At 68.4% G+C, this 25,117-nt stretch carries 20 protein-coding genes and 1 pseudogene; 11 read left to right on the top strand and 10 right to left on the bottom strand.

Annotated features, from left to right (window positions below; translation table 11 throughout):
• The first annotated feature begins 109 nt into the window (after positions 1-109).
• Together AB4120_RS19580 and AB4120_RS19585 are read left to right on the top strand one after the other, a co-directional pair.
• On the top strand, positions 110-1,390 hold the full coding sequence (locus AB4120_RS19580; RefSeq protein WP_149138539.1) for an MFS transporter: 1,281 nt from the start codon (positions 110-112) through the stop codon (positions 1,388-1,390).
• A gap of 303 nt (positions 1,391-1,693) precedes the next feature.
• Positions 1,694-2,638, top strand: a complete 945-nt coding sequence (locus AB4120_RS19585; RefSeq protein ID WP_149138538.1) for a mechanosensitive ion channel family protein — start codon at positions 1,694-1,696, stop codon at positions 2,636-2,638.
• Here AB4120_RS19585 and edd read toward each other — a convergent pair.
• On the bottom strand, positions 2,635-4,473 hold the full coding sequence (gene edd, locus AB4120_RS19590) for a phosphogluconate dehydratase (protein WP_149138537.1): 1,839 nt from the start codon (positions 4,471-4,473) through the stop codon (positions 2,635-2,637). The genes AB4120_RS19585 and edd overlap by 4 nt on opposite strands.
• 329 nt (positions 4,474-4,802) lie before the next feature.
• Between edd and zwf the strand changes: the two genes are divergently transcribed.
• From zwf to AB4120_RS19615, 5 genes are read left to right on the top strand one after another with little or no spacing between them, the layout of a single operon-like run.
• A complete protein-coding gene (zwf, locus tag AB4120_RS19595) occupies positions 4,803-6,251 on the top strand; it encodes a glucose-6-phosphate dehydrogenase (protein WP_149138536.1) in 1,449 nt (482 codons plus the stop codon).
• 33 nt (positions 6,252-6,284) lie between these two features.
• Positions 6,285-6,965, top strand: a complete 681-nt coding sequence (pgl, locus tag AB4120_RS19600; RefSeq protein ID WP_149138535.1) for a 6-phosphogluconolactonase — start codon at positions 6,285-6,287, stop codon at positions 6,963-6,965.
• Positions 6,966-7,025: 60 nt separating this feature from the next.
• Positions 7,026-8,048: a glucokinase gene (locus AB4120_RS19605; RefSeq protein ID WP_149138534.1), complete on the top strand. Its 1,023-nt coding sequence runs from the start codon at positions 7,026-7,028 to the stop codon at positions 8,046-8,048.
• A gap of 15 nt (positions 8,049-8,063) precedes the next feature.
• On the top strand, positions 8,064-8,771 hold the full coding sequence (locus tag AB4120_RS19610) for a response regulator transcription factor (RefSeq protein ID WP_149138533.1): 708 nt from the start codon (positions 8,064-8,066) through the stop codon (positions 8,769-8,771).
• Positions 8,771-10,135, top strand: coding sequence for a sensor histidine kinase (locus tag AB4120_RS19615; RefSeq protein ID WP_149138532.1), 1,365 nt, complete (start codon positions 8,771-8,773; stop codon positions 10,133-10,135). The genes AB4120_RS19610 and AB4120_RS19615 overlap by 1 nt, the downstream gene beginning before the upstream one ends.
• 34 nt (positions 10,136-10,169) lie before the next feature.
• Here the strand turns inward: AB4120_RS19615 and AB4120_RS19620 are convergent, their stop codons facing one another.
• On the bottom strand, positions 10,170-11,114 hold the full coding sequence (locus AB4120_RS19620) for a 2-hydroxyacid dehydrogenase (protein WP_149138531.1): 945 nt from the start codon (positions 11,112-11,114) through the stop codon (positions 10,170-10,172).
• A 228-nt stretch (positions 11,115-11,342) separates the two neighbouring features.
• Between AB4120_RS19620 and AB4120_RS19625 the strand changes: the two genes are divergently transcribed.
• Positions 11,343-13,160 (top strand): OPT/YSL family transporter, encoded by a 1,818-nt coding sequence (locus tag AB4120_RS19625; protein WP_149138530.1) that lies wholly within the window; start codon positions 11,343-11,345, stop codon positions 13,158-13,160.
• A gap of 7 nt (positions 13,161-13,167) precedes the next feature.
• Here the strand turns inward: AB4120_RS19625 and fumC are convergent, their stop codons facing one another.
• Positions 13,168-14,583 (bottom strand): class II fumarate hydratase, encoded by a 1,416-nt coding sequence (gene fumC / locus AB4120_RS19630; protein WP_149138529.1) that lies wholly within the window; start codon positions 14,581-14,583, stop codon positions 13,168-13,170.
• A gap of 135 nt (positions 14,584-14,718) precedes the next feature.
• Positions 14,719-15,069 carry a four-helix bundle copper-binding protein gene (locus tag AB4120_RS19635; protein WP_149138528.1) on the bottom strand — a complete coding sequence of 117 codons (351 nt, stop codon included), beginning with the start codon at positions 15,067-15,069 and terminating at the stop codon, positions 14,719-14,721.
• Positions 15,070-15,287: 218 nt separating this feature from the next.
• Here AB4120_RS19635 and AB4120_RS19640 point away from each other — a divergent pair, with 218 nt between their 5' ends.
• Complete coding sequence (locus AB4120_RS19640; RefSeq protein ID WP_092294150.1) at positions 15,288-15,659, top strand: hypothetical protein; 372 nt, start codon at positions 15,288-15,290, stop codon at positions 15,657-15,659.
• 64 nt (positions 15,660-15,723) lie between these two features.
• Here AB4120_RS19640 and AB4120_RS19645 read toward each other — a convergent pair.
• Positions 15,724-17,711 (bottom strand): annotated as a pseudogene (locus AB4120_RS19645) (diguanylate cyclase domain-containing protein).
• 351 nt (positions 17,712-18,062) lie between these two features.
• Here AB4120_RS19645 and AB4120_RS19650 point away from each other — a divergent pair.
• Complete coding sequence (locus AB4120_RS19650) at positions 18,063-19,556, top strand: putative bifunctional diguanylate cyclase/phosphodiesterase (protein ID WP_149138527.1); 1,494 nt, start codon at positions 18,063-18,065, stop codon at positions 19,554-19,556.
• Positions 19,557-19,695: 139 nt separating this feature from the next.
• Here the strand turns inward: AB4120_RS19650 and AB4120_RS19655 are convergent, their stop codons facing one another.
• Complete coding sequence (locus tag AB4120_RS19655) at positions 19,696-20,022, bottom strand: PadR family transcriptional regulator (RefSeq protein WP_144201011.1); 327 nt, start codon at positions 20,020-20,022, stop codon at positions 19,696-19,698.
• A gap of 560 nt (positions 20,023-20,582) precedes the next feature.
• On the opposite strand from AB4120_RS19655, the gene AB4120_RS19660 reads away from it, so the two are divergent.
• Positions 20,583-21,494 carry a DMT family transporter gene (locus tag AB4120_RS19660; RefSeq protein ID WP_149138526.1) on the top strand — a complete coding sequence of 304 codons (912 nt, stop codon included), beginning with the start codon at positions 20,583-20,585 and terminating at the stop codon, positions 21,492-21,494.
• An 8-nt stretch (positions 21,495-21,502) separates the two neighbouring features.
• Here AB4120_RS19660 and AB4120_RS19665 read toward each other — a convergent pair whose 3' ends face one another.
• The 4 genes from AB4120_RS19665 to AB4120_RS19680 all read right to left on the bottom strand — a co-directional run bounded on the left by AB4120_RS19665 (position 21,503) and on the right by AB4120_RS19680 (position 25,036).
• Positions 21,503-21,913, bottom strand: a complete 411-nt coding sequence (locus tag AB4120_RS19665; protein WP_149138525.1) for a PXPV repeat protein — start codon at positions 21,911-21,913, stop codon at positions 21,503-21,505.
• 116 nt (positions 21,914-22,029) lie between these two features.
• Positions 22,030-22,485: a ferric iron uptake transcriptional regulator gene (gene fur, locus AB4120_RS19670; RefSeq protein ID WP_149138524.1), complete on the bottom strand. Its 456-nt coding sequence runs from the start codon at positions 22,483-22,485 to the stop codon at positions 22,030-22,032.
• Positions 22,486-22,946: 461 nt separating this feature from the next.
• A complete protein-coding gene (locus AB4120_RS19675; RefSeq protein WP_149138523.1) occupies positions 22,947-24,362 on the bottom strand; it encodes a heavy metal sensor histidine kinase in 1,416 nt (471 codons plus the stop codon).
• A complete protein-coding gene (locus AB4120_RS19680; RefSeq protein WP_144201001.1) occupies positions 24,359-25,036 on the bottom strand; it encodes a heavy metal response regulator transcription factor in 678 nt (225 codons plus the stop codon). Before AB4120_RS19680 ends, AB4120_RS19675 begins: the two co-directional genes overlap by 4 nt.
• Between the last annotated feature and the right edge of the window lie 81 nt (positions 25,037-25,117).

Below are 25,117 nucleotides of genomic sequence, written 5' to 3' on the forward strand. Positions count from 1 at the left end.
GGTGGATACGCCAGCACCTCGGCGCCCGGGGTCCGGCTCGGCTAAAATCCTGAGCTTTGTACGATGACTGGCGTCCCGCACGCCGCATCGTTCCCTTCCCGCCGCCCCCATGTCCACCGCCACACCCGTGCCGGCCGCCGAGCCGGACACCGTCTTCCGCGACCCCGCTTTCCGACATTTCTGGTTCGCCAGGCTTTGCACCACCATCGGCTACCAGATCTTCACGGTGGCGGTGGGCTGGCAGATGTACGACCTCACGCGCGACCCCTTCATGCTCGGCATGGTCGGGCTGGTGCAGTTCCTGCCGTCGATCGTGCTGCTGCTGATGTCCGGGCACGTGGCCGACCGTTTCGACCGCCGGCTGATCGTGCGCACCTGCCAGGCGCTGGAAGCGGTGATTGCCGTGTCGATGGCCGTGGCGAGCTTCTCGGGCTGGATCACGCGCGAGCACATCTTCCTGTTCGTGGCGGCCATCGGTGCCTGCCGCGCCTTCGAGACGCCCACGCTCCAGGCGCTGCTGCCCAGCGTGGTCACGCCGCGCCAGCTGCCGCGCGCGGTGGCGCTGGCCAGTTCCGCCGGCCAGACCGCCATCATCATCGGCCCGGCACTGGGCGGCTTCGCCTACGTGGCGGGGCCGGGCGTGGTCTATTCGATCAGCGCCGTGCTGTTTGCCATCGCCGCCGTGCTGGTGGCCACGCTCAAGCTGCGCCAGGCCGCGCAGCGGCTGACCACGCCGGTCAGCATCAAGACGCTGTTCGCCGGGTTTGCCTATATCCGCAGCCATCAGGTGCTGCTGGGGGCGGTGTCGCTGGACCTGTTCGCGGTGCTGCTCGGCGGCGCCACCGCGCTGCTGCCGATCTATGCGCGGGACATCCTCCACACCGGCCCCTGGGGGCTGGGGCTGCTGCGCTCGTCGCCGGCCATCGGCGCGCTGGTCACGGCGCTCTGGCTGGCGCGCAACCCGCTGAACCGGCGCGTGGGCCGCGTGATGTTCGGCGCGGTGGCGCTGTTCGGCGTGGCGACGATGGTCTTCGGCATTTCCAACTGGCTGCCGCTCTCGATGGGGGCGCTGGTGGTGCTGGGCGCATCGGACATGATCAGCGTGGTGGTGCGTCAGACGCTGGTGCAGCTCGATACCCCCGACGACATGCGGGGCCGCGTGGGCGCGGTCAACTCGGTGTTCATCGGCGCGTCCAACCAGCTTGGCGAGTTCGAATCGGGGGTCACGGCGGCGCTGCTCGGGCCGGTTGGCGCGGTGCTGCTCGGCGGCGCCGGCACGGTGCTGGTGGTGTTCGCGTGGATGCGGCTGTTCCCGGCGCTGGCTGACCGTGATCGCCTGCACGACCATTCGCACGATCACCACCACGACCGCCCCGCCCCGGCGCGCTAACCCCGCCACCCGGGGCAAGGCGTACCCGTTTCTGCGCACGCCTGCCCCCCGGGCCTGACTGCCCGCCCGCTCCGTGCAGGGATTACAAGGGCTCACGGCCGAAAGTTGTAATCACTGCACTCCCCCTGCTTTTTTTCTCCCCGGCTGTGATGTAAACGGCGCGCCGCGCGGGCCGCCGTGCGCCTTTGCGTGGCAACGGCCCACGCAGAAACGGGTACGCTTTGGGATTGCCCGCCGGGTTGGCTGGCACGTCCTTCGCAAGTCGGCCCGGGTTGCACGGAGGTTGCACTGAGGAGCGAACGCATGGATCTGCCGTATATCGACGCCGATAAAGTCCAGGCCACCTGGGCCTATCTCACCCAGTTTGCGGTCAGCCAGGGGCTGAACTGCCTTGCCGCGCTGGCCATCCTGATTGCCGGCTGGTGGCTCTCCGGCCGCGCCGCGCGGGCCGTCAGGCAGGGCCTCCATCACACCCACGTGGACGACACGCTGCGGCCCATGCTGGCCAGCGTGGCCCAGTGGGTGGTGCGCGTGCTGACCGTGGTGCTCGTGCTGTCGCAGTTCGGCGTGCAGACCGCGAGCATCATCGCCATGCTCGGCGCCGCCGGCCTGGCCATTGGCCTGGCGCTGCAGGGCACGCTCCAGAACATCGCCGCCGGCATCATGCTGGTGCTGCTGCGCCCGTTCCGCGTGGGTCAGTACATCGACGCCCAGGGCGTGGCCGGCACCGTGCGCGAGACCGGGCTGTTCATGACCGAGCTGACGACTTTCGACGGGGTCTGCCTGCGCGTGCCGAACGGCAAGCTCTGGGGCAGTGCGATCATGAACTACAGCGAGAACGTCACGCGACGCATGGATATCGAGATCGTCGTGACCTTCGACAGCCCTGTGCAGGCCGGCCTGGACGCCCTCAAGGCCATGCTGGCCAAGGAGCTCCGGCTGCTGGCCGAGCCCCGGCCCGAGGTCATGGTGACGAAGTACACCGACCGGGGCATCGCGCTGAACGCGCGCTACTGGACCTCGAACGATGACTTCTGGAACGTGCAGTTCGGCTTCTTCAGCAAGCTGAAGCCGACGCTCGAGGCCGCCGGCTGCCGGATTGCCGTGCCGGTGCAGGAAGTGCTGGTGCCAGAAATGGATGACGAGAGGGACGAGGCGACGCTGGCCGATGGGGCCGAAGGGGCCGATGGCGGCGGCAAGGCGGACCGCTACGATGCCCGCCGCACCCCGCCGCGCCGGCCAAGCTAGCCCCGCTCGGCCTCTTCCTCCGCGAACAAGGAGCACGCGCCGGTCTCGGCCGTGCTCACATGGGCGCGGAAGCCGCCGAACAGGTCGCGGCCCACGCCGTGCCGGTTGCGCGAGAGATCGGGCCGATCGGCTTGGCGCGCGGCCAGGTCGGCATCGGCCAGCTTCACGGTCAGCACGCCGGCTGGCGCGTCCACGCGCACGATGTCGCCGGTGCGCACCTTGCCGATGGCGCCGCCCAGCAGCGCCTCGGGGCAGACGTGGATGGCGGCCGGCACCTTGCCCGACGCCCCCGACATCCGCCCGTCCGTGACCAGCGCCACGTGGAAGCCACGGTCCTGCAGCAGCGTCAGCGTGGGCGTGAGCTTGTGCAGCTCGGGCATGCCGCATGACGCCGGCCCCTGCCACGGCAGCACCGCCACGAAATCGCGCTCGAGTTCGCCGCGCTTGAAGGCATCCAGCAGGTCATCCTGCCGTTCGAAGACGATGGCGGGCGCCTCCACCACCTGGTGTTCGGGTTTCACAGCGGATGTCTTGATAACACATCGCCCGAGATTGCCGTCGAGCAGCTTGATCCCGCCATCGGGCGCGAACGCCTGCTCGGGCAGGCGCACGATGGTCTCGTCCAGCGAGGCCGTGGGGCCGTCGATCCAGGTCAGCTTGCCGTCGCGCAGCACCGGCTCGCGCGTGTAGTCCGCCAGCCCCTTGCCGGCGATGGTGGTCACGTCGTCGTGCAGCAGCCCCAGCGCCAGCAGGCCGCGAATCACCAGCGCCAGCCCGCCCGCCGCCTGGAACTGGTTCACGTCGGCCTTGCCGTTCGGGTAGACGCGCGCCAGCAGCGGCACCACGGCGGAGAGTTCGTCGAAATCGTCCCAGGTCAGCTGGATGCCGGCCACGCGCGCCATGGCGATCAGATGCAGCGTGTGGTTGGTGGACCCGCCCGTGGCCACCAGCCCGACGATGCCGTTGACGAACGCGCGTTCGTCGAGCACATCGGCCACCGGTGTGTAGCGCTCGCCGCCATGCACCAGCGTCAGCGCGTGGGTGGCCGAATGGCGCGTCAGCGCCTCGCGCAGCGGCGTGCCGGGGTTGATGAAGGCGGTGCCGGGCAGGTGCAGGCCCATGATCTCCATCAGCATCTGGTTCGAGTTGGCGGTGCCGTAGAAGGTGCAGGTGCCGGGGCCGTGGTAGGACCGGGTCTCGGCTTCCAGCAACTCCGCGCGGCCGATCTTGCCTTCGGCGTAGAGCTGGCGGATGTGCGCCTTCTCCTCGTTGCCGATGCCGGTGGTCATCGGCCCGCCCGGCACGAACACGGCCGGCAGGTGGCCGAAGGACAGCGCACCCATCACCAGGCCGGGCACGATCTTGTCGCACACGCCCAGGTACAGCACGCCATCGAACATCTGGTGGGACAGCGCCACGGCGGTGGCCATGGCGATCACGTCGCGCGAGAACAGCGACAGGTCCATGCCGTCCTGGCCCTGGGTCACGCCATCGCACATGGCCGGGGTGCCGCCGGCGAACTGCGCCGTGCCGCCGGCCGCCAGCGCGGCCTCCTTGATCCAGCGCGGGAAGGCTTCCAGCGGCTGGTGGGCGGACAGCATGTCGTTGTAGGCCGAGACGATGGCCAGGTTGGGGCGCTCCTGCGCCTTCAGGCGGATCTTGGCGTCGTCCGGCATGGCGGCTACGCCATGGGCGAGGTTGGTGCAGGACAGGTTGGCGCGCTCGACCTTCTGCCCGGCCATGGCGCGGGTGCGGTCGAGATAAGCCTGGCGCGTGGCGCGGCTGCGGGTCACGATGCGGGCCGTAACCCGCTCCAGGACAGGGTGGCGTGGCATGGAGTCTTCTCCTGTGAGGCGTGGGGCGCTTCGTGCGGCGCTCCATCAGCGTAGTCCAAATCGGCGGATACAGGTCGGATCGCTCACACGCCCGGATGTTCCGCGCCGGCCTGTGACAACGACGTGAACCCCCGGTGTGCAGTCCGCGACGCTACGCAGAAATGGGTACGCTTGGGGTCAGCCTGGGGTCCGCGTGCCGGCCGAATCCGCCCCGCCCACTGCCCAATCCCCGGCGAGTGACGTAACATGGCCGGAACTTATCCGCCCCTCGCCGGCACTCAGTAGTTGCCGGGGCGCCCACTTCCCCCCGCAAGGAGCCCAGGGTGAGCATGCCCGATTTCGACATGGTGCTGTTTGGCGGCACCGGTGACCTGGCGCGGCGCAAGCTGCTGCCGGCCCTCTTCGACGCCCACCGCTGCGGCGTGCTGCATCCGTCCGCGCGCATCCTCGCCACGGGCAGCCACGCCCAGACCACCGAGCAGTACATCGCCACGCTGGAAGACACCGTGCGGCCCGCGCTGGAGCACGCGCCGCCCGACGCCTGGGCTTCGTTCCTGCAGCGCATCTGCTATGTGCAGGCCGACGCGCGCGAGCCCGCCCACTTCGACGCGCTGGCCGAGAAGGTGCTGGCCCGCAAGCCCGAGGTGGTGGTCTGCTACCTGGCCACCGCTCCCCATATCTTCGTGCCGATCTGCGAGCAGCTGGGCCGCACCGGCCTGAACACGCCCAATGTGCGCGTGGTGCTGGAGAAGCCGCTGGGGCACGACCTGGACTCGTCCGAGGCCATCAATTCCTCCGTGGCGAAGTTCTTCGGCGAAGACCAGATCTATCGGATCGACCATTACCTGGGCAAGGAATCGGTCCAGAACCTGATGGCGATCCGCTTCGGCAACGCGCTGTTCGAGCCGCTGTGGCGCCGCGAATGGGTGCAGGAGGTGCAGATCACCATCGCCGAGGAACTGGGCGTGGAGCAGCGCGGCGACTTCTACGACCGCACCGGCGCGCTGCGCGACATGGTGCAGAACCACCTGCTGCAACTGCTGTGCATGGTGGCGATGGAGCCGCCGGCAAGCCTCTCGGAAGACGCCATCCGCGACGAGAAGATCAAGATCCTCAAGGCGCTGCGGCCGATCCAGCCGCAGGACGTGGCCGAGAAGACCGTGCGTGGCCAGTACCGCGCCGGCGCGGTCGGCGGCAAGCCGGTGCCGGGCTATCTCGAGGAGCCGGGCATCGCGCCGGACAGCCGCACCGAGACCTTCGTCGCCATCAAGGCCGAGATAGCCAACTGGCGCTGGGAGGGCGTGCCGTTCTACCTGCGCACCGGCAAGCGCATGCAATCGCGCGTGGCCGAGATCGTGGTCCATTTCCGTGACGTGCCCCACGCCATCTTCCCCAAGCCGCTGACGCTGTCGCCGCAGAACCGGCTGGTGATCCAGCTCCAGCCCGAGGAGAGCATCAAGCTGTATTTCCTGGTCAAGCAGCCGGGCGATACGCTCGAACTGACGCCCACCTCGCTCGACCTGGACTTCGCCAACTCGTTCAAGGTGCGCCGCGCCGGCGCCTACGAACGCCTGCTGCTGGACGTGATCCGCGGCCGGCTGGGCCTGTTCGTGCGCCGTGACGAGCAGGTGCAGGCGTGGCGCTGGGTGGAGCCGATCATCGACACCTGGGCCAACAGTACCGTGCCGCCCAAGCCGTATACCGCCGGCACCTGGGGGCCTGCGGCGTCGTCGGCGCTGATGTCGCGCGACAACGCGCTCTGGCACGAGGAAGTCTGACCCACCGCCTGTCTATATCGAAAGGGACCGATCATGCGCCAGTACGAACATGCCTCCGTGATGGATCAGGCCGAATCGCTGGCCCTCTCGATCGGCCATGCGCTGGAACTGGTGATCCAGGCCAAGGGCTGGGCGGTGCTGGCGGTGTCCGGCGGGCGCTCGCCGGTGCCGATGTTCGAGCGGCTGCGCTATCGGCCCATCCGCTGGGATGCCGTGACCGTGACGCTGGTGGACGAGCGCGCGGTGTCGCCCGACCACCCCGACAGCAACGGCGCGCTGGTGCGCCACAACCTGCTGCGCGAGGCAGCGGGCGTGGCGGCCTGGGTGCCGCTGGTGGAGGATGCCGCCGAGGCCGCCCAGCCGGAGCGCGCCGTGGCGCGGCTCAACGAACGCTTCCAGCAGCCGGACGTGGTGGTGCTCGGCATGGGCGAGGATGGGCACACGGCGTCGCTGTTTCCCGAGGCGCCCGAGCTTCAGACCGCGCTGTCCGAGCCGAAGCCCGGTTTCCTGGTCACCCATCCGACCAGCGCCAACCATGCTCGCGTGACGCTGAACCTCGCCGCGCTGCTGGCCGCCGAACGCACCTTCCTGGCCATCTCGGGCGAGAAGAAGGCCGAGGTGCTGGCCCGCGCGCTCCAGGCGCCCACGCCGGCCCTGCCGGTGAGCCTGGTGCTGGCGCGCCACCACCACGGCGTGGATGTGTTCCGCACCTGATCGCTCGCCAACGTTCGTTCTCGACAAAGTTTTCGACAAAGTTTTCGACAAAGGGCCCCGATGTCTCCACCTGATGCGCAAGCCGACTCGTATCCCCGCCTGCTGGCCGACGTAGGCGGCACCAACGTGCGGATGGCGCTGGAAACGGCGCCGATGCGGATTGGCGCGGTCACCGCGCTCAAGGTGGCGGATTTTCCGTCGCTCGAAGCGGCCATGCGGCAGTACCTGCGCGGCCTGCACGACCTGCCGCGCCCGCGCCATGCGGCCATCGGGCTGGCCAATCCGGTCACCGGGGACCACGTCAAGCTGACCAACCACAACTGGGCGTTCTCGATCGACGCCACGCGCCGCGCGCTCGACCTGGACACGCTGGTGGCCATCAACGATTTCACCGCTTTGGCGCTGGCGCTGCCCTACCTGCCCGCCGAAGACCTCGCGCTGGTGCGCAGCGGCACGGCGGTGCCCACGGCGCCGCGTGCGCTGCTGGGGCCGGGCACCGGGCTGGGCGTCTCGGGACTGGTACCCGCGCCCGGCGGCGGCGCGGTGGCACTGGCTGGCGAGGGCGGCCATATCGAGATCATGCCGGACACCGACGACGAGTGGATCGCCTGGCGATACGCCCATCAGCATCTGGGGCGGGTCTCGGCGGAGCGCATGTTGTCGGGCATGGGCCTGTCCCAGATCCACGCCGCGCTGGCCGCAGAAACGGGTACGCCCCTGGCCCAGCCGCTGACCCCGGCCGAGGTCACGGACGGCGCGATCAAGACTGGCGACCCGCTGTGCCAGCGCGCCTTTGCGGCGTTCTGCGGCCTGCTCGGCTCGGTGGCGGGTGATGTTGCGCTGGTGCTCGGCGCGCGCGGCGGGGTCTACCTTGGCGGCGGCATCGTGCCCCGTTTCGTCGATGCCTTCCGGGCCTCGCCGTTCGCCGCGCGCTTTGCCGCCAAGGGCCGCATGGGCGCCTATCTGGCCGACATCCCGGTCTGCGTGATCACGGCCGCCTATCCGGCGCTGCCCGGGCTGGCGCGCGCGCTGGCAGACCGCCTCGAGGGCGACATGCGCCACGGCGCCGCCGCCCAACCCTGACTGACCGATCCTGACATGCGTGTATTGCTGGTGGAAGATGACGCCATGATTGGCGAGAGCGTGAAGGTGGCACTGCGCCAGGAGGGCTTTACCGTCGATTGGGTGCGCGATGGCGATGCCGGCCTCGACGCCGCCTCTGACCAGCACGGCCCCCGCGCGGACGGCGGCTACGACCTCGTGCTGCTCGACTTGGGCCTGCCGCGCCGCTCGGGCCTGGACGTGCTGAAGACATTGCGCGCCCGCAACGTGCGCACGCCGGTGCTGATCCTCACCGCGCGGGACGCCGTGGCGGACCGCGTGGCCGGCCTCAACGCCGGCGCGGACGACTACCTCGTCAAGCCCTTCGACCTCCAGGAACTGGCCGCGCGCATGCACGCGCTGGCGCGCCGGGCCGAGGGCCGCGCCGAGCCGCTGCTGCGCTACGGCGACATCGTACTCAACCCTGCCACGCGTGAGGCCACCCAGGCCGGCACGGCGGTGCGGCTGTCCGCGCGCGAGTTCGCGCTGCTCTCCGCGCTGATGGCGCGCCCCGGCAAGGTCTGGTCGGTGGCGCAGTTGCAGGAGCGCCTGTACGGCTGGGACGACGAGGTGGGCAGCAACACGGTCGAGGTCTATATCCACGCGCTGCGCCGCAAGTTTGGCGCCGCCCTGATCCGCAATATCCGGGGCGTGGGCTACGTGGTGCCGCAGCGCGATGGCGCCGACGAGGAGCGCCCGTCCTGATGCGCTCGATCCAACGTACGTTGTTGTGGTGGCTGGCCGCCGGGCTGGCGGCGGGTATCGCCGTGGCCACCGGCCTGATCTACGCGCAGGCCCGGCAGGAGGCCAACGCGCTGTTCGACTATCAGATGAAGCAGGTGGCGGCGGCGTTGCCGAGCCAGTTCCCGAGCCCGATCGCGCCCCCGTTCGACGGTGGCAATGGCAGCGGCGCCAGCGCGGACCTGCTCCATGCAGACGAGGACGTGGTGATCCACATCTGGGACGGCACGGGCCGCAGTCTCTACCTGTCGCACTCCCACCCGGTGCTGCCGCCGCGCGCGGAACTTGGCTTCTCCAGCGTGCGCACGGATTCCGGCGAATGGCGCATCTACAGCGTGCAGCTGGGGCCGGCCGTGGTCCAGATCGCCCAGCCGATGAGCGCGCGCCGCACGCTGGCCGCGCACATGGCGCTGCGCACGGTGGCGCCGCTGCTGCTGCTGTTGCCGCTGCTGGCGTGGCTGATCTGGATGGCGGTAGGACGGGGTTTGCGCCCGCTGCGCGAGATTGCTGCCGAGGTGCGCGCGCGTGACGCCAACACGCTGGCGCCGCTGGCCTTGCGCCAGATGCCGGACGAAATCGCCCCGCTTTCCGACGCGCTGAACCAGTTGCTGGCGCGGCTGGCGCAGGCCATCGACACCCAGCGGGCGTTCGTGGCCGATGCCGCCCACGCGCTGCGCACGCCGCTGGCGGCGCTGCAATTGCAGGCGCAACTGGTGGAGCGCGCGGACAGCGCGCCGGCCCGGCAGGAAGCGGTATCGCAACTGCGGCAGGGGCTGGAGCGGCTGACCCACCTCGTCGCGCAGCTGCTCACGCTGGCGCGGCAGGAGCCCGGCGCCGCGCCGCCGCCGCATGAGCCGGTGGATCTGCGCGCGCTGGCTGCGGGGGTGATCGCGGAAATGTCCCAGGCGGCCATCGACCGCGATATCGACCTGGGACTGGAGTCCGATGACGCGGAAGCTGAAACCGGCCCCGCCACGGTGCGGGGCGATGCGGACGCGTTGCGCATCCTGCTGACCAACCTCATCGACAACGCGCTGCACTACATTCCGGCCGGCGGGCGGATCGATGTGCGGGTGGCAAGCTTGCCGGGTGTCGGCAGCGAGGGTGGCGTGGAACTGCAGGTCAGCGACAACGGCCCGGGCATTCCCGCCGCCGAGCGCACGCGCGTGTTCGACCGGTTTTACCGTGTACCGGAAGCGCCCACGGGCGGCAGCGGGCTGGGGCTGGCCATCGTGGCCGAGATCGCCCAGTCGCACGCCGCCCGCGTGGCACTGGAAGATGCCGCGCCGGGGCTGCGCGTGCGCGTGACCTTCCCCGTCGCGGCCTGAGCCAGTCGTCTCTTAGTCGTCCCCTGGTCGTGCCTCAGCCGACCGGGGCGAACAGCGGCTCGCCCGCGAAGTGCCGGCGTGTGTTCTCCAGGAACTGGCTGACCGACGCCAGCACCGCTTCCGGTGACCAGCCGGCCATGTGCGGGGTCAGCACCACGTTCGGGCAATCGAACAGTTCCTTGGGCGGCAGCGGCTCGCTCTCATAGACATCCAGGCCGGCGCCGCCCAGTTCGCCGGCGCGCAAGGCATCGGCCAGCGCTGCCGTGTTCACCACGCTGCCCCGCGCGATATTGACGAGGTAGCCGTGTGGCCCGAGCGCACGCAGCACCGGCGTATCGACCAGATGGCGCGTCTCCGGGCCGCCCGGCGTGGCGATGACCAGATAGTCGGCCCACTTGGCCAGCGCGCCCACATCGGCAAAGTACGAAAACGAGACGTCCGGGCGCGCGCGGCGGTTGTGATAGCCGATCTCCAGGTCGAAGCCCTGGCCGCGCTGCGCAATGCGCCGCCCGATGGTGCCAAGGCCGACGATGCCGAGCCGCTTGCCCGAGAAATTCGGCGGCAGCGGCAGCGCGTTGCGCCAGACGCCGTCACGCGTGGCGTGGTCCAGCGCCGGCACGCGGCGCACGGTGGCCAGCAGCAGCGCCATGGCGTGGTCGGCCACGCAGCTGTCGTTGGTGCCCGCGCCGTTGCCCACGGCAATGCCGCGCGCCCGGCAGGCGGCCAGGTCGATGTTCTCGTAGCCGGCGCCCAGCGCGCACACCACCTCCAAGGCCGGCATGGCCGCGATCTCGGTGGCCGTCAGGCCGACCGTGCCATTGGTCAGTACGGCGCGGAAGGCCTTGCCGTGCGCCGCCACTTCCGCCGCCCGGCCCTCGGCCGTGGGGGCGTAGCGGACGTCGTACTGGGCGGAGACAAGTTCAAGATGAGCGGGTTCGAGCTGGATCAGGACAAGTAGGGCGGGCAGGGCGGGCTTCATGACGTAACGGCGAGGGGAAGTGAAAGGAGGATGCCGGCGAACCGACGCGCCATTCTATGCCCGACACCGGATCAATGCTTGACCCCGCAAGGGTTGGGGCGCGCAGAAATGGGTACGCTTTGCCGGCGGGGGCGGCATCAGGCAGCGGAAAAAGCCGCGCAGAAACGGGTACGCTTTGGCCTGTTTCGCCAATTCGCCGCTATGCTCGGTCATCCACCCGAGCCGACCATGTCCACCCTCCTCACTCCCCCCCGCTGGCGTTGGCTTCCTGCTCCGGATACCTGGCAATACCACGCCCTGCTTGGCGCGGCGGGGATGCTGGTTCTGGGGCCGCTTGGCTGCGTGGCGGCGGCTTACATGAACTTCTCGCTCGGGTTCTTTATTGGCGGGCAGGTGCTGGCCGGCATTCTGGGTTCGGCGGTGACGGCGGGATATGGCGCGGCCGGGCGGCATGGGGCCAACTATATCCAGACGGCGGCGGCGTCCGTGGCCGGCATGGGTGGGATGGTCGTGGTGATCCAGGCGATGGGCTGGATGGGCATGGGTGCGCCGCCGCTCTGGCACCTGATCGGCTACATGCTGTGCATCGGCATGTATGGCGTGGGCGTGGGCATGCTCTACACGCCGTTGCTGGTGGACCGCATGCAGCTGACGTTTCCGTCCGGGCTGGCCGTGGCCAACATCCTGCGGGCGCTGACCGATCCGGTGCTGCTGCGGCGCTCGGTGGCGCGGCTGGGCGGCGGTATCGCGCTCGGGGCAGTGGCCGGGGTGGGGGTCACGCGCGTGGCGTGGCTGGGCGCTATCGACCTGTCCGCGTCGACCTTCGGCGCCGGCATGATCGTCGGCGCGCGCATTGGCATCGCGGCGCTGGTCGGAGGGCTGGCGGGATGGGCGCTGACGCCGTATTTCGTGTCGATTGGCTGGCTCGCGGCGGGCGACCCCTATCGCAAGATCACCTTCCTGATCGCGCTGGGCATGATCATGGGCGCGGCGCTGGTCGATGTGTCACTGCTGCTCGCGCGGGCCTGGCGGGAGCGCCTGCCGGCCACGCCGCTGCCGGCGCCCGCCGTCCCTGTCCCCGCGTCCCCTGTCCCCGCCGCCCAGCGCGGCCTGCCGATGCGCTGGATCTGGCTCTGGGTGGTGGTCTGGGGCGCGGCCGTGGTGGCAACGGGCGCGGCGTGGTTCGACCAGCCGGTGGGCTACCAGCTGTTGGCCGTGGCGCTGGTGCTGGTGTTCGCGCTGGTCAATGGCATCTCGGTCGGCATGGTGGATGCGAATCCGATCTCGTCGGCCTTTGTGCTCACGGTGATCCTGATGGCCGCCGTGGGGCTGCGCGAGCCCCATATCGGCCTGATCGCCGCGACCGTGCTGCTGGTCTCCACGGCCGAGGCGTGCGACATGCAGCAGGACCGCTCCACCGGCTGGCGCCTGGGCACCAACCGGATGACGCAGTTCGGCTATCAGGTGGCCGGCATCGTGGTGGGCGCGGTGCTGGCGGTGCTGCTGGCGCGGCTGTTCATGCAGGCGTATCCGGTGCTGCGGCTCGACCAGACCCTGCTCCCGGCGGACCAGCAGCCAGCGCGCTGGACCTCCGCCATGACCTACAAGATCGTTGGCGCGCTGCGCAGCATGACCGAGGACCGGCCCTACCAGCGCCTGGCGGTGTGGATCGGGGTGGGCATCGGGCTGGTGACCGAGGTGGCGCGCAAGGCCATCCGCGCATCGGCCCGCTACCGGCGCTTCGCGCAGGCGGGCGGCGCCGGCAAGACCGTGGATTTCCTGCTCGATGCAGTGGTGCTGCCGTCGCCGTACGCGTCGTCGTTCGGTGGGTTTGTGAACCTGCCGGCCGCCGCGTGGATGGCGGCGGGCGGCGTGCTGGCCAGCGTGGTGAATAGCGTGGCGAAGAAGCGCGGGGCGCCCGCCCGCGATGCCGCGCTGCCCGAGGACATGAGCACGACTTCGCTGGTGGGCGGCGGGCTGATCGCCGGCGACGCGCTGGCGGCGCTGGCGCTGGGGGTGGCGGGGTTGGTGACGGTGGTGGGCTAATCCGCCCTCACACCTCCTTCGTCATCCCCTTGAAGTCGATCCACTGGCCGAACTGTTCGTCCGTGACGTGGCCGGAGGCAATCGCGGCCTCGCGCAGGGACAGATTCTTCTTCACGGCCAGCTTGGCGATTTCGGCAGCCTTGTCGTAGCCGATATGCGGGTTCAGGGCCGTCACGGACATCAGGGAGCGTTCGAGCAGTTCCTGAATCCGTGCGCGGTCCGGCTCCACGCCTTCGACCATATGTTCGGCGAAGCTCGACGCTGCGTCCGCCAGCAGTGTCACAGACTGCAACAGGCTATAGACGATGACCGGCTTGTAGGCGTTCAGTTCGAGCGTGCCCAGGCTGTTGGCCAGCGTGACCGTCGTATGGTTGCCGATGATGCGGCAGCAGACCATGGCGAGGGCTTCGGCCTGCGTCGGATTGACCTTGCCCGGCATGATCGACGAACCGGGCTCGTTGGCCGGCAGTTGCAGTTCGGCAAACCCGGCGCGCGGGCCCGAGCCGAGCAGCATGAAGTCCCGTGCGATCTTCAGGAACGACGACGCCGTGGTGTTCAGCGCGCCCGAGAGGTCGGCCAGCGCGTCGTGCGCGGCCTGGAGCGCGAAGCGGTTGGCTGCCGGCTCGAACGGCAGGCCGGTGTAGCCGGCCAGTGAGCGGGCAAAGGCGGCGGCGAATCCCGGGGGCGCGTTCAGGCCGGTGCCGACGGCGGTGCCGCCCTGCGCCACCGGCATCGCGCGCAGCATGGCCTGTTGCAGGCGCGATTGCGCGTCCGCCACCTGGGTCATATAGCCGGAAAACTCCTGGCCGAGGGTCAGCGGCACGGCGTCCTGCAGGTGGGTGCGGCCTACCTTCACGATGTCGGCAAACGCTTCCACCTTCTTTGCGAAGGTTTGTTGCAGTTTCTCCAGCGAGGGGAGCAGCGTCTGCTGGATGGCGCGCGTGGCGGCGATGTGCATCGCCGTGGGAAAGCTGTCGTTGGACGACTGGCTGGCGTTGACGTGGTCGTTCGGGTGAACCGGCTTCTTGCTGCCGACCTCGCCGCCCAGCAGCTGGATGGCGCGGTTGGAGATCACCTCGTTGAGGTTCATGTTGGTCTGCGTGCCCGAGCCGGTCTGCCAGACCGAAAGCGGGAACTCGGCCGGCCACTTGCCGGCGATGACTTCCTCGGCGGCCTGCTCGATGGCTTCGGCAATCTCGGGCTTCAGCACGCCCAGGTCGCGGTTGGCACGGGCCGCGCAGAGCTTGAGCACGGCGAACGCCTCGATCAGGGCCGGGGGCATCTTCTCGCTGCCGATGCGGAAATTCTGGCGCGAGCGCTCGGTCTGGGCGCCCCAGAGATGATCGGCCGGTACGGCCACATCCCCGAGGCTGTCTTTTTCGATGCGGGTGGCTGACGAGGGGTTTGCGGGCTTGGCGGACATGGACGGACTCCTTGAGGGAAGGCTGCAGGATCAGGCAGGACTGCTAGCATAGCCTTCCCGCGTCACATTCGCGCCGAAGCCCCTGTCGCCGTCAGGCGGTTAGATTGCTGTGCATGTTGCGGCGATGCCGGCAGGTCAGGCGGTCATCTTGAGGCACATTTCCATGCAGGCCTGGCACGCCGCGGCGCATTCCTGGCAGTGCCAATGGTCATGTCGCTCACATTCTTCCTTGCACCATTTACACACTTCGGCGCAGTCTTCACAGACGAGGGGCGCAAATTCGCTATTGCGCAGCATGTAGGAGGCGGCGAGGGTGCAGATGCCGGCGCAGTCCATGTCCAGGGCGATGCAGCGTGTCATCTTCCGGGCGTCCTGCTCCTCGAGGCAGGCGGCCGCGCACTTCAGGCAGGCCGCCGCGCAGGCATTGCAGGCGGCGATACAGTCGGCATACCGGTCAAAATTCTCTCGCACTGTGGGTCGAATCATCGGGTGTCCTCCTTGGGGGTGGGTGGTCGACAACCAGCAACCGTTATCCACAATAGCAGGCGCCTCGGCGTCCTGCCGCAATGTGGCGTGGTCTACAATGGCCGCCTCAGGTTCGGCGCCGTCAGCGTTGGATAGTTCCGGTCCATTCATTCGAATGGGCGGAGAAGCGTGAAGAAGTTGAAAATTGGCAGCGATAGGCTGCAAGAAAGGACGGCATCATGGGTGAAGCAAAACGGCGGGGCACGCCCGAGGAACGGGCGCAGCAGGCGCAGGCACGGATCGACGCCCTGCGGCCCGCACAACTGGTCTGCGGCGCGTGCAAGACCTCGTTCACCAATTTCGATGCGATTCCGGCCCCCGGCCTGCGCGGCATCGACGCCGTGTTCGGCGGCGAGTGCCCGAGCTGCGGCAACGATGTGGTCGTATTCAAGGGCGAGCCCCAGGCGGTGGCCGAGGCCATGCTGGCCTACGAGAGGATGATGGGCGAGAGCGCGCGGCTGGGCTACCAGTCGGCCGATGGCCGGCACGTGCCGTTCGACGAGGCCGCGCCGCAGGCATCGGACGCGTCCGACGACTCGACCAAGCACTGAGCCGCCGGGCGGGTGGCGCTTTCAGCGCCGAAAGTGCCTCGGCTGGGCAGGTCCTGGCCGCCCCTCAGGCTTCCAGCGCCATCAGCTCCGCCGGGCCAATCTCGTAGCGGCCCCGGCCGAGCGCCTTGGCGCGGTAGAGCAGCGTGTCGGCCAAGTGCTTGAGGGTCTCGTCCGTCATCGGGCTGCCGCGATAGAGCGCCACGCCGATGCTGACGTCCACGTCGGCCATCACGCCGTCGAAGTAGAAGCGCTGGCCGATGGCGTCGAGGATGGACTCGGCCACGCGCTGGGCCGTGGCGGGCGAGGCGATGTCTTCCAGGATGACCGCGAACTCGTCGCCGCCCAGCCGCGCCACGTGGTCCTGGTCGCGCACGCAGCGGCGCAGGCGCAGGGCGAACGACTGCAGCAGCATGTCGCCCGTGGCATGGCCGTGCGCGTCGTTCACCGCCTTGAAGCGGTCCATGTCGAGGAACAGCAGCGCCATCAGACGATTCTCATCGCGGCTGCGCGCCATGGCGGCGTGGAGCTGGCTCTCGAAGGCGCTCCGGTTCTCGAGCTGCGTCAGGTGATCGGTACGGGAGATCCGCGCCAGCCGCTGGTGCTCCAGCTTGCGCTGCGTAATGTCCTGCACGTGGATGTGCACCCCCACCACCTGCTTGCCATCCTCGCTCCATTCGGGGCGGTAGCTCATTTCCATCCAGTGCGGCTGCGGCGCGCGGTATTCGCTCTCGAACGTGATCACGGCGCCCGCCAGCGCCTGTTGCAGGTAGGGGCGCGCCAGCGCGTAGCGCGCCTCGCCCAGCACCTCGCGCACGGTCTTGCCCCGGATCTCCTCCACCCGCATGCCGAACGCCTGCTCGTAGGCGATGTTGTTGAAGACGTAGCGCTCGTCGTTGTCGATAAAGGCCAGCAGCGAGGGCAGGTTGTCCGTGACCGCGCGCAGCCGGCGCTCGCTGCGCGCCAGTTGCTGGCCGCGCTGGCGCACATCGCGCATCAGGCGGATGAACGCGCGGGTCACGTCGCCGATTTCATCGCGCTGCGGGCGGCGGGGCAGGCGCTCGAAGGCGTCGGCATCGTCGGCGCTGGCCTGCACCACCTGATGCAGCCGCGAAAGCGGCATGAGCAGCCGCCGCACCGCCAGCCAGATCAGCAGCGCCACGCCGCCCAGCACCAGCCCGGCCATCATCAGGAATCGCCGCTGCATCTGGCGCAAGGGCGCGTAGGCCTCGCGCGCGGGCAGCACGGCAATCAGCTCCCAGCCCGTGGTGGCCATCAGGTGGCGCGCAATCACGGGCCGCTCCGGCATCAGGAATTCGAGCGTCGCGGGCTGGTCCGTCTCGCCGCAGGTGTCACCCACGGCGCGGGCCGGCTGGTGTGCCTGACGGGTGTCCGGATGCTGCACGTAGACCGGCTTGGCGCCTGCCGACACCAGGCAATAGAACCCGGTGTTGCCCAGCCGGCTATGGGCGATCTCGACCAGGAAGTTCGAGCGCGACAGATCGAGCCCCAGCCGCCCACGAGGCCGAGGAACTGCCTGGACGCCGAGACCACCGGCATCGCCACCAGCACGCCAATCGTGCCATCGACGCGTGCGTGGATTGGCGCGTCCACCACCGGGTTCAGCGTGCGCACCGCCTCGCGGAAGTAGTCGCGGTCGCCCACTTCGATCGGCGGGCCGGATGACGTCAGCACGCTGCCATTGGCATCCGTCACCACCACCGAATTGAACGCGGCCGGCACCGGTATGGTCTTGCCGATGACGTCGAGCAGATCCGCCCGCACGTCCTCCCGGGCCCGGCCGTGTGCACTTTCAAGCACTGCGCCAATCTGCGGCGCCATGTGGGCCAGCATCACGATGCGGTCGTCCATGGCGGTGTCGAGCTGGTCGGCGGAGAGCTTGACGATGGAGTCCTGCTGGTTCTGGAGCGCGTCCTCCAGGTCCCGGTGCGCGTAATACAGCGAGCCGAGCACGATGCCCGTCCCGAGCACGGCGGCCAGCACCGTGGTGATGAGCGCGATGCGCGCTTTCAGGGAGGTTTGGAGGCGGGGCATGCGGACAAACGCGGGCAAGACGAAAGGCGAGGGCACGCAGGAGTGGAGAACAATGCTGCTCACGCACTTCCCATGCCTGATTGCGGGGTGCGGCAGCGGGGGCAACCTACCACGCATCACCCGTTTGAGTCAGCCGGGGCAAACGGCGTTGACAAAGCCCATGGGTTGCTGCCCGCCGCGACGCGCATGTGTGTGCGGAAGCACTGTGCGCCGTTGGACCGGCACGGTATAGTGCGCCCGGCGTATCGCGTTTGCCCCCCAAACGAGGGGAGCCGGCGCCACCCGGCACGCTATGCAAGCCCGGGGATATTCACCGATTCCATCGTCTGCACCGTCTTTTATCCTGCCTTCATGACTTTGTCCACGTGGTTGCCCGTTCTGTCCTGGCTGCTGGTTGCAGCGGGCGGCGCCTTGGTCGGCTGGGCGGCACGGGCGTGGTGGAGCCGGCGGGCTTCCGGGCAGGTCAGCGCGGCACAGGCGACGCAGGACCAGACCGAGCGCCGCCGCGTGGACGAGTACATCCGCCATCTGGCCCAGCATGACGCGCTGACCGGGCTGCTGAACCGCGCCGCGCTGCACAGCCGCACCGAGGCCGTCCTCGACGATGCGCGCCGCCAGGGCGGGCGTGTGGCGCTGCTGCTGCTGGACCTCGATCACTTCAAGCACATCAACGAAACCCTCGGGCACCCGGTGGGCGACGATGTGCTGCGCACGATTGCCCAGCGCCTGCGTGGCACGGTGCAGCCGCGCGACGTGGTGGCGCGCATGGGGGGCGACGAATTCGCCGTGGTGCTGGGCGGCCTGCGCCATGACAGCGAGGCCGAGCTGACGGCGGCCAAGATCCTGGCGCGCGTCTCCGAGGGCTTGCAGCTGGCCGGGCACCTCGCCGGGCAGCCGCTGCGCGTGACGCCTTCGCTCGGCATGGCGGTCTATCCCGACGATGGCGAGACGCTGACGGACCTCCTCAAATCCGCCGATTCGGCCATGTACGCGGCCAAGCGCGGCGGCCGGGCGCAGTTGCGGCGCTTTGCGAGCGAGATGGCCGAGGCCTCGCTGACCCGCTTCACGATCGAGGCGCTGCTGCGCCGCGCGCTGGCCGAGCAGGAGTTCCGGCTGCGCTACCAGCCCATCGTCGACCTCGCCACGCTGAACGTGGTGGGCGTGGAGGCGCTGATCGCCTGGGAAACCCCCGAGCGCGGCGTGATGCAGCCGTCCGAATTCATCCCGATTGCCGAGCAGTGCGGGATGATCGACGCGCTGGGCGAGTGGACGTTGGCCACCGCCTGCCGCGAGATCCAGACCCTGCGCACCGAACTGGGCCGCGATATCGACGTGGCGGTGAACATCTCACCCTTGCAGCTGCGCCGGGCGGACTTCCCGGAGACCGTCGCGCGCTGCCTGCAAGCGGCCAGCCTGCCGGCGCCGAGCCTGACCATCGAGGTCACCGAAGGCATTCTCGTGGATGGCGGCGAGACCACGATTGAGTCGTTCCGGCGCGTGCGCCAGCTGGGCGTGAGCGTGTCCATCGATGACTTCGGTACCGGCTATTCGGGGCTGGGCTACCTGACGCGGCTGCCAATCAGCAAGCTCAAGATCGACAAGTCATTTGTCGATGATCTGGCCATGCCCGGCCACGACCGTGCCGTGGCGGCCGCGATCATCGCGCTTGGCCATCAGTTGCACCTGCACGTGGTGGCGGAAGGCGTGGAGTCGATGGCGCAGCTGGAATTCCTGCGTGGCGAGGGCTGCGACGCGGTGCAGGGCTTCCTGTTCTCCCAGCCGCTGGGCTTAAGCGCGCTGCGCGACTTGCTGCTGGCCGGCAACGGCTTCTCGCGCGTCGCCTGAGGGACATCCGGCGCCTACCCGGCACCCACGCGGCGCCGCAGAAACGGGTACGCCTCAGGTACGCCTCAGGTACGTTCTGGCCATGAAAAAACCCGGCTGGCGCTCAGGCGCACAGCCGGGTTTGTCTTATCTGGGGGGCTCAGCCGTTGACGGTGGACGCCGCCGCATCCTCGCCGTTGGGCGAATGGAGCCGGCGGTACAGTTCGTCGATACGCAACCGGCTGCTGGCCAGTTCCTCACGTCCCTGCTCGGTCAGTTGATAGACCCGCCCGATACCGTCGCGCAATACACTTTCCAGATAGCCATCCATCTGCAACGCGCGCAGCAAAGGCCGCACCGTGCCGATATCCACCTGGAATCCGTACTCCATCAGCATTTCTGCAAGCATGGCCACGGTGGCGGGCACCTCCATGGCGAATTGCAAGACGTAGACGCGGGCTAACAAGCCAAGGAACTGTCGTTTCATGAGGCAGGCAACGCAAAGGGGGGACTGACGGTTGACGCGGATTTTACCGCGCGCGCTGCGGCGCTGCCCGTGAGACGCCGAAGTCGCATACGATAGGCACTTTCCGACGGCAGAAAAAAAAGAAGCCGCCAGGGTTGCCTGGCGGCTTGTCGGGAATGCGTCGGAGGGGTCAATTAACTCTGGCGCAGAACAGAGTTTAGCGGAATCGAATACGCGATGTCACGCCCTGTGCTAAGGCTCCCCACAAATGGGGGGTAGGTATGTAAGGCATCCGAAAGCGATATTGCGGCCAATCCGCAACAATGGTGATCTTTGCCCCACTTTTGGGCAAGTTTTGGGACTTTTAGCGCGTGTTCTTCGACCCCTTCCGTGGTCAGGATCAGGTCCGATTCCAGCGCGCAGCCTGCCGCCGGGCGCGGTGTAATGGCAGTACGGGGTCGCGGGGCGTGTTGTTCGATCAACGCGCGACACGCGGCATTCCGATCGATTTCTCGTCGTTTTGTATCCAATGCGCAACAGTTTCGCGGCGCGCGCCCGAATCGTTGCTTCTCACCAAGGCCATGAAACCTTCCGACCTGATTCGTCTGCTGTCGCTGTCCGCCATCTGGGGCGCCAGCTTCCTGTTTGTCCGCATCGGTGCGCCGGTGCTCGGGCCGCTGCCAACGGCGTTTTTCCGCGTACTGATCGGCGCTGTCACGCTGGCGGGCTGCCTGATGCTGATGAAAGTGAAATGGGACATGCGCGGCAAGTGGCGCCCGGTGATCGCGCTGGGCATCATCAACTCGGGCATTCCGTTCGTGATGTATTCGGTGGCCGCGCTGTGGTTGCCGGCAGGCTATTCGGCCATCTTCAACGCCATGACGCCGCTGATGGGCGTGCTGATCGGCAGCCTGTTCTTTGCCGAGAAGCTGACGCGCGCCAAGGCGCTGGGGGTGCTGATCGGACTGGCCGGGGTGGCGGTGCTTACGCGCACCGGCCCGGTGGTGTTCTCGCACGACGTGCTGCTCGGCGCGCTGGCCTGCCTGGTGGCGACCTCGTGCTACGGCCTGGCCGGATTCCTGACGCGCCGCTGGATCACCGCGCGCGGCGGCCTGGATAACCGGCTCGTGGCGGCGGGTAGCATGGTTGGCGCGACGCTGTTCCTGCTGCCGTTCAGCCTGGCCGCGCTGGTGCGCGAGAACACGCTGCCGGGGGCTGGCCTTGGGGTGTGGGCGGCCATGTTCGGCCTGGGCATGGTCTGCACGGCCATCGCCTACGTGCTGTATTTCCGGCTGGTGGCGGATCTTGGGCCGGTGCGGTCGCTCACGGTGACCTTCCTGATTCCGCCGTTCGGCATCGTCTGGGGCTGGATGTTCCTGGGCGAGGCGCTGTCGTGGGCGCATGCCGCCGGCATGCTGCTGATCGGCGCGGCGGTCTGGCTGGTGCTGAAGCCGGCCGCGCCGGCGGTCAAACCGGCAGCGGCAAGCTCCTGACCGCCGCCTCAGTGGCGATGGTGGTCGCCGCGGTCCCCGCGGTCGCCGTGGTCATCATGGCCGCGATGGTCATCGTAGCGGTCGCGGCCATAGCCATGGCCATGGCCGTTGTCGTGACGATGCCAGGCCTGGTACTGGCGGCGGTCATACCAGCGGCCGCCATCCCAATAGCGATCGCCATGCCAGCCGATCACGACCGGCGCCACCACCACCGGCGCCGGACGATAGGCCACCGGCGGCGGCGCCACGTAGACGGGCGCCGGACGCGGCTCGACATAAACGGGAGCGGGGGCCACATAGACCGGGGCCGGCGCGCCGAGGTTGACGTCGATATCGACGCGCGCCATGGCGGCAGTGGAGGCCGCCAGCGCAGCGGCGCCAGCGACGAAAACCAGGAAGGAAAGGGGACGCTTGTTCATCGTATTCACCGGGGGTGAGAGGTTATGACTCCACTCTACCCATCTGGCGTATTACGATTCACGCACATTTGTAACAGAATCGGCCAATTCTGTAAGAGATCTGACCGGCACTTCTGTCAGATCGATGACTCGCTTCCCGGCACCGCCTGGCAGGCCGGGCACAGGCCGTAGAGCACCAGCATGTGCTCGCGCAGCTCGAAGTCGTTCTCGGCCGCCACCTTGCGCTGGCGTTGCTCGATCCCCTCGTCACGGAATTCCTCCACCCGCCCGCAGCTCACGCAGATCAGGTGGTCATGGTGGCCACCCTCGTTCAACTCGAACACGGCATGGTCGGCCTCGAACGTGCGCCGCAGCAGGACGTTGGCCTGCACCAGCTGGTTCAGCACGCGATAGACCGTGGACAGCCCCGCATCCACTTCCTGCGCCAGCAGGATCCGGTAGACATCTTCCGCGCTCAGGTGACGGCGGTCGCTGCGCCGGAACGCCTCCAGCACATGCATGCGGGGCGACGTGGCCTTGAGGCCGGCGCGTTGGAGAGGGGTAGGGCTGGACTTCACGGATGACAAGGGCATGCGGTGGCTCGCACCGGGCGGGGTGCGCTCAGTTAGTTGACTCCACGAGGATTCCGAAGGGCGGCGGGCGCGGGTATCGAAGCATTGAGGCATCGATGGCCCACCGGCCGAGGCGTGCGGGAAATCAGGCGGGAAGCACCCGGGCCGGACGATGCAGGCTGGCAGCCCCGTCCCGGGCGGCGCGCCGTGCCTGACGGCGCGCGGAATAAAAAGGTGGCCTGGCTTGTCGCTGGATGACGCGATCGGGAAAACGGGGTCTGGATGTTTTCCCGATCTTCCTGCGACTGGCTACTACCAAACGCTCCGTGTGTCGGAGCGGTCCCCACAAAAGTCGGTGACAGGCGCCGCATTGCTGCCACGCCCTGAAATCTGTTTTGTCTGCGGCGGCGGTGCCGTCGTCAGACAGTGAAAGCAGTGTAAATGGGAATCGATCTCATTTCAAGAGAAATCTGCGGGGGGCCTCAAGCGAGGGGGCTGCTGTGCCGGTCGGGAAACTCGAGCCGGAACGAGGTGAGCGCTTCCGGCTCGGATTGGACCGAAACGGCGCCTTGGTGCAGGTCCATGATGGTCTTGACGATGGCGAGGCCGATGCCGGATGACTCCACGGAGTTCGCCCGCGACGGGTCCGCGCGGAAGAAGCGGTCAAACAGCAGCGGCAAGTGCGCAGGGTCGATGCCGGGCCCGGCATTGGTGATCTCGATCGCGGCGTGGCTGGCGCCTGCGCGCCCGCGCACCAGGATCTCGGAGCCCTGGTGCGCGTACCGTACGGCATTGGCAAGGAGATTGCCCAGCGCCCGCCGCAGCAGTGTTGCATCGGCGAAGACCCTGCCGTGGGCGTCGACCCGGATAGTCACCGCGCGGGCCTCCGCCAGCAGCTCGAAATAGTCCGCCTGACGCAGCAGTTCGTCCTTCAGGTCGAGTTCCGCCAGATGGAGCGCCACCCGCGCATTGTCGGCGCGGGCGAGGAACAGCATGTTCTCGATCATCCGGGAGAGCCGTTCGTACTCTTCCACATTGGAGGCGAGCAGGGACTGGTACTCGTCGGCGGAGCGGTCGCTGCCGAGCGCGACCTGTGTCTGGCCCAGCAGATTGCCAATCGGCGTGCGGAAGTCGTGCGCAAGATCGGCCGAGAAGTGGGAAAGCCGGTCGTAGCGTTCGCGCAATCGATCGATCATCTTCTGTAGCGCGCCGGCCAGGTCGTCCAGCTCCGCCGGCAGGGTGGAAGGATCGATCGGCAGGGTGCCGCTGGTGAACGTGATGGACTCGGTTCCGGCTGCGATGCGCCGCAGCGGCGCCATGCCCGCACGGAGCGCGGCGAATCCCAGGATGCCGGCGCCAAGCGCACCAAGGCAGGCCGCGGCGAAGACCTTCCAGCGATAGGCGCGCAGGAGCGCCACCCGGCTGCTGGCCAACTGGAAGATCTCCAGCGTGACCGGTGCCGCGACCACGCCGGCACGAACCTGCAACGTGATCAGGCGCACGGGGGTGCCGCCGGGGGTGTTCCACATTGCCACGGGAAACATGTCCGGCCCGGTCTCACTCGCAAGATCGGGGTGCTCGGGCCTGATGCCGTAGTTCGCGCCATTGGCGGCCAGCAACGCGCCGTCGGCGGCGCGTACCCGCATCCCGTATTCGTCATTGCCCTTGACCACACCCAGTATTTCGTTCCAGGCGGGGCTGCCAGGCTGGTCCGATGGGGAGAGTTCGGCCAGCGCGTGCCCGGCCCGCGTGGCCTTGCGCAGCAGTTCCGCGTTGTCACGCTCGATGATCTGGGTGGCCAGCGCGCGATACAGGTAGATACCCACCCCGCCAAAGGAGACGCCGGCGATCAAGGCAAAGGCCAGCGCCAGGCGGGCTGTCAGCGAGCGCGTCTTCATCCGGGCTTTCGGCTCTCAAGCACATAGCCGATGCCGCGCACACTGTGTATCAGCTTGGGCGCGAAGCTGTCATCCATCTTGGCGCGCAGGCGCCGGATCGCCACATCCACCACGTTGGTGTCGCTGTCGAAATTCATGTCCCAGACGTGCGAGGCGATCTGCGTCCGGCTCAGGACCTCGCCATGACGGCGGGCCAGGAAGTGCAGCAGCGCGAATTCCCGGGGCGAGAGGTCGATGCGCGCGCCCGCGCGGGTGACGCGGTGGCGCAGGAGGTCGATGTCGAGGTCCTCGATCTCGATGCGGTCCGCCTCCCGGACCGGCCCGCGCCGCAGCAGCGTCCGGGCGCGCGCCAGCAGTTCCACGAACGCGAAGGGCTTGGCGAGATAGTCGTCGCCGCCCAGTTCCAGCCCCTTGACCCGATCCTCCACTTCGTCCCGCGCGGTAAGGAAGAGCACGGGCGTGTCCTTGTGCTCCCGGAACTGCTTCAGCACTTCCCAGCCGTTCATGCCGGGCAGCATCACGTCCAGGATGACGAGGTCGTAGTCGCCCTCGAGTGCGTGGTGCAGGCCATCCCGCCCCGTAGTGACCAGATCGACAACAAACGACGACTCGGTAAGCCCTTTGCGGAGGTACTCCCCCGTCTTGGGTTCATCCTCGATGACCAGAATTTTCATGTTTCGTCCCCGGCTGCCCAGCGATCGCAGCCCAACCTTGGGGCCGATGATAGCCGGGCGCTCCTCCCGCTTGAATGACAA

Origin of the sequence: Cupriavidus sp. 2KB_3 (assembly GCF_052115685.1) — a bacterium.
Classification (GTDB): domain Bacteria; phylum Pseudomonadota; class Gammaproteobacteria; order Burkholderiales; family Burkholderiaceae; genus Cupriavidus; species Cupriavidus campinensis.

Bases quoted from the DNA above. Each gene is read 5' to 3' on its own strand.
- AB4120_RS19580 (WP_149138539.1), top strand. From the start codon at position 110: ATGTCCACCGCCACACCCGTGCCGGCCGCCGAGCCGGACACCGTCTTC.
- AB4120_RS19585 (WP_149138538.1), top strand. From the start codon at position 1,694: ATGGATCTGCCGTATATCGACGCCGATAAAGTCCAGGCCACCTGGGCC.
- edd (WP_149138537.1), bottom strand. From the start codon at position 4,473: ATGCCACGCCACCCTGTCCTGGAGCGGGTTACGGCCCGCATCGTGACC.
- zwf (WP_149138536.1), top strand. From the start codon at position 4,803: ATGCCCGATTTCGACATGGTGCTGTTTGGCGGCACCGGTGACCTGGCG.
- pgl (WP_149138535.1), top strand. From the start codon at position 6,285: ATGCGCCAGTACGAACATGCCTCCGTGATGGATCAGGCCGAATCGCTG.
- AB4120_RS19605 (WP_149138534.1), top strand. From the start codon at position 7,026: ATGTCTCCACCTGATGCGCAAGCCGACTCGTATCCCCGCCTGCTGGCC.
- AB4120_RS19610 (WP_149138533.1), top strand. From the start codon at position 8,064: ATGCGTGTATTGCTGGTGGAAGATGACGCCATGATTGGCGAGAGCGTG.
- AB4120_RS19615 (WP_149138532.1), top strand. From the start codon at position 8,771: ATGCGCTCGATCCAACGTACGTTGTTGTGGTGGCTGGCCGCCGGGCTG.
- AB4120_RS19620 (WP_149138531.1), bottom strand. From the start codon at position 11,114: ATGAAGCCCGCCCTGCCCGCCCTACTTGTCCTGATCCAGCTCGAACCC.
- AB4120_RS19625 (WP_149138530.1), top strand. From the start codon at position 11,343: ATGTCCACCCTCCTCACTCCCCCCCGCTGGCGTTGGCTTCCTGCTCCG.
- fumC (WP_149138529.1), bottom strand. From the start codon at position 14,583: ATGTCCGCCAAGCCCGCAAACCCCTCGTCAGCCACCCGCATCGAAAAA.
- AB4120_RS19635 (WP_149138528.1), bottom strand. From the start codon at position 15,069: ATGATTCGACCCACAGTGCGAGAGAATTTTGACCGGTATGCCGACTGT.
- AB4120_RS19640 (WP_092294150.1), top strand. From the start codon at position 15,288: ATGGGTGAAGCAAAACGGCGGGGCACGCCCGAGGAACGGGCGCAGCAG.
- AB4120_RS19650 (WP_149138527.1), top strand. From the start codon at position 18,063: ATGACTTTGTCCACGTGGTTGCCCGTTCTGTCCTGGCTGCTGGTTGCA.
- AB4120_RS19655 (WP_144201011.1), bottom strand. From the start codon at position 20,022: ATGAAACGACAGTTCCTTGGCTTGTTAGCCCGCGTCTACGTCTTGCAA.
- AB4120_RS19660 (WP_149138526.1), top strand. From the start codon at position 20,583: ATGAAACCTTCCGACCTGATTCGTCTGCTGTCGCTGTCCGCCATCTGG.
- AB4120_RS19665 (WP_149138525.1), bottom strand. From the start codon at position 21,913: ATGAACAAGCGTCCCCTTTCCTTCCTGGTTTTCGTCGCTGGCGCCGCT.
- fur (WP_149138524.1), bottom strand. From the start codon at position 22,485: ATGCCCTTGTCATCCGTGAAGTCCAGCCCTACCCCTCTCCAACGCGCC.
- AB4120_RS19675 (WP_149138523.1), bottom strand. From the start codon at position 24,362: ATGAAGACGCGCTCGCTGACAGCCCGCCTGGCGCTGGCCTTTGCCTTG.
- AB4120_RS19680 (WP_144201001.1), bottom strand. From the start codon at position 25,036: ATGAAAATTCTGGTCATCGAGGATGAACCCAAGACGGGGGAGTACCTC.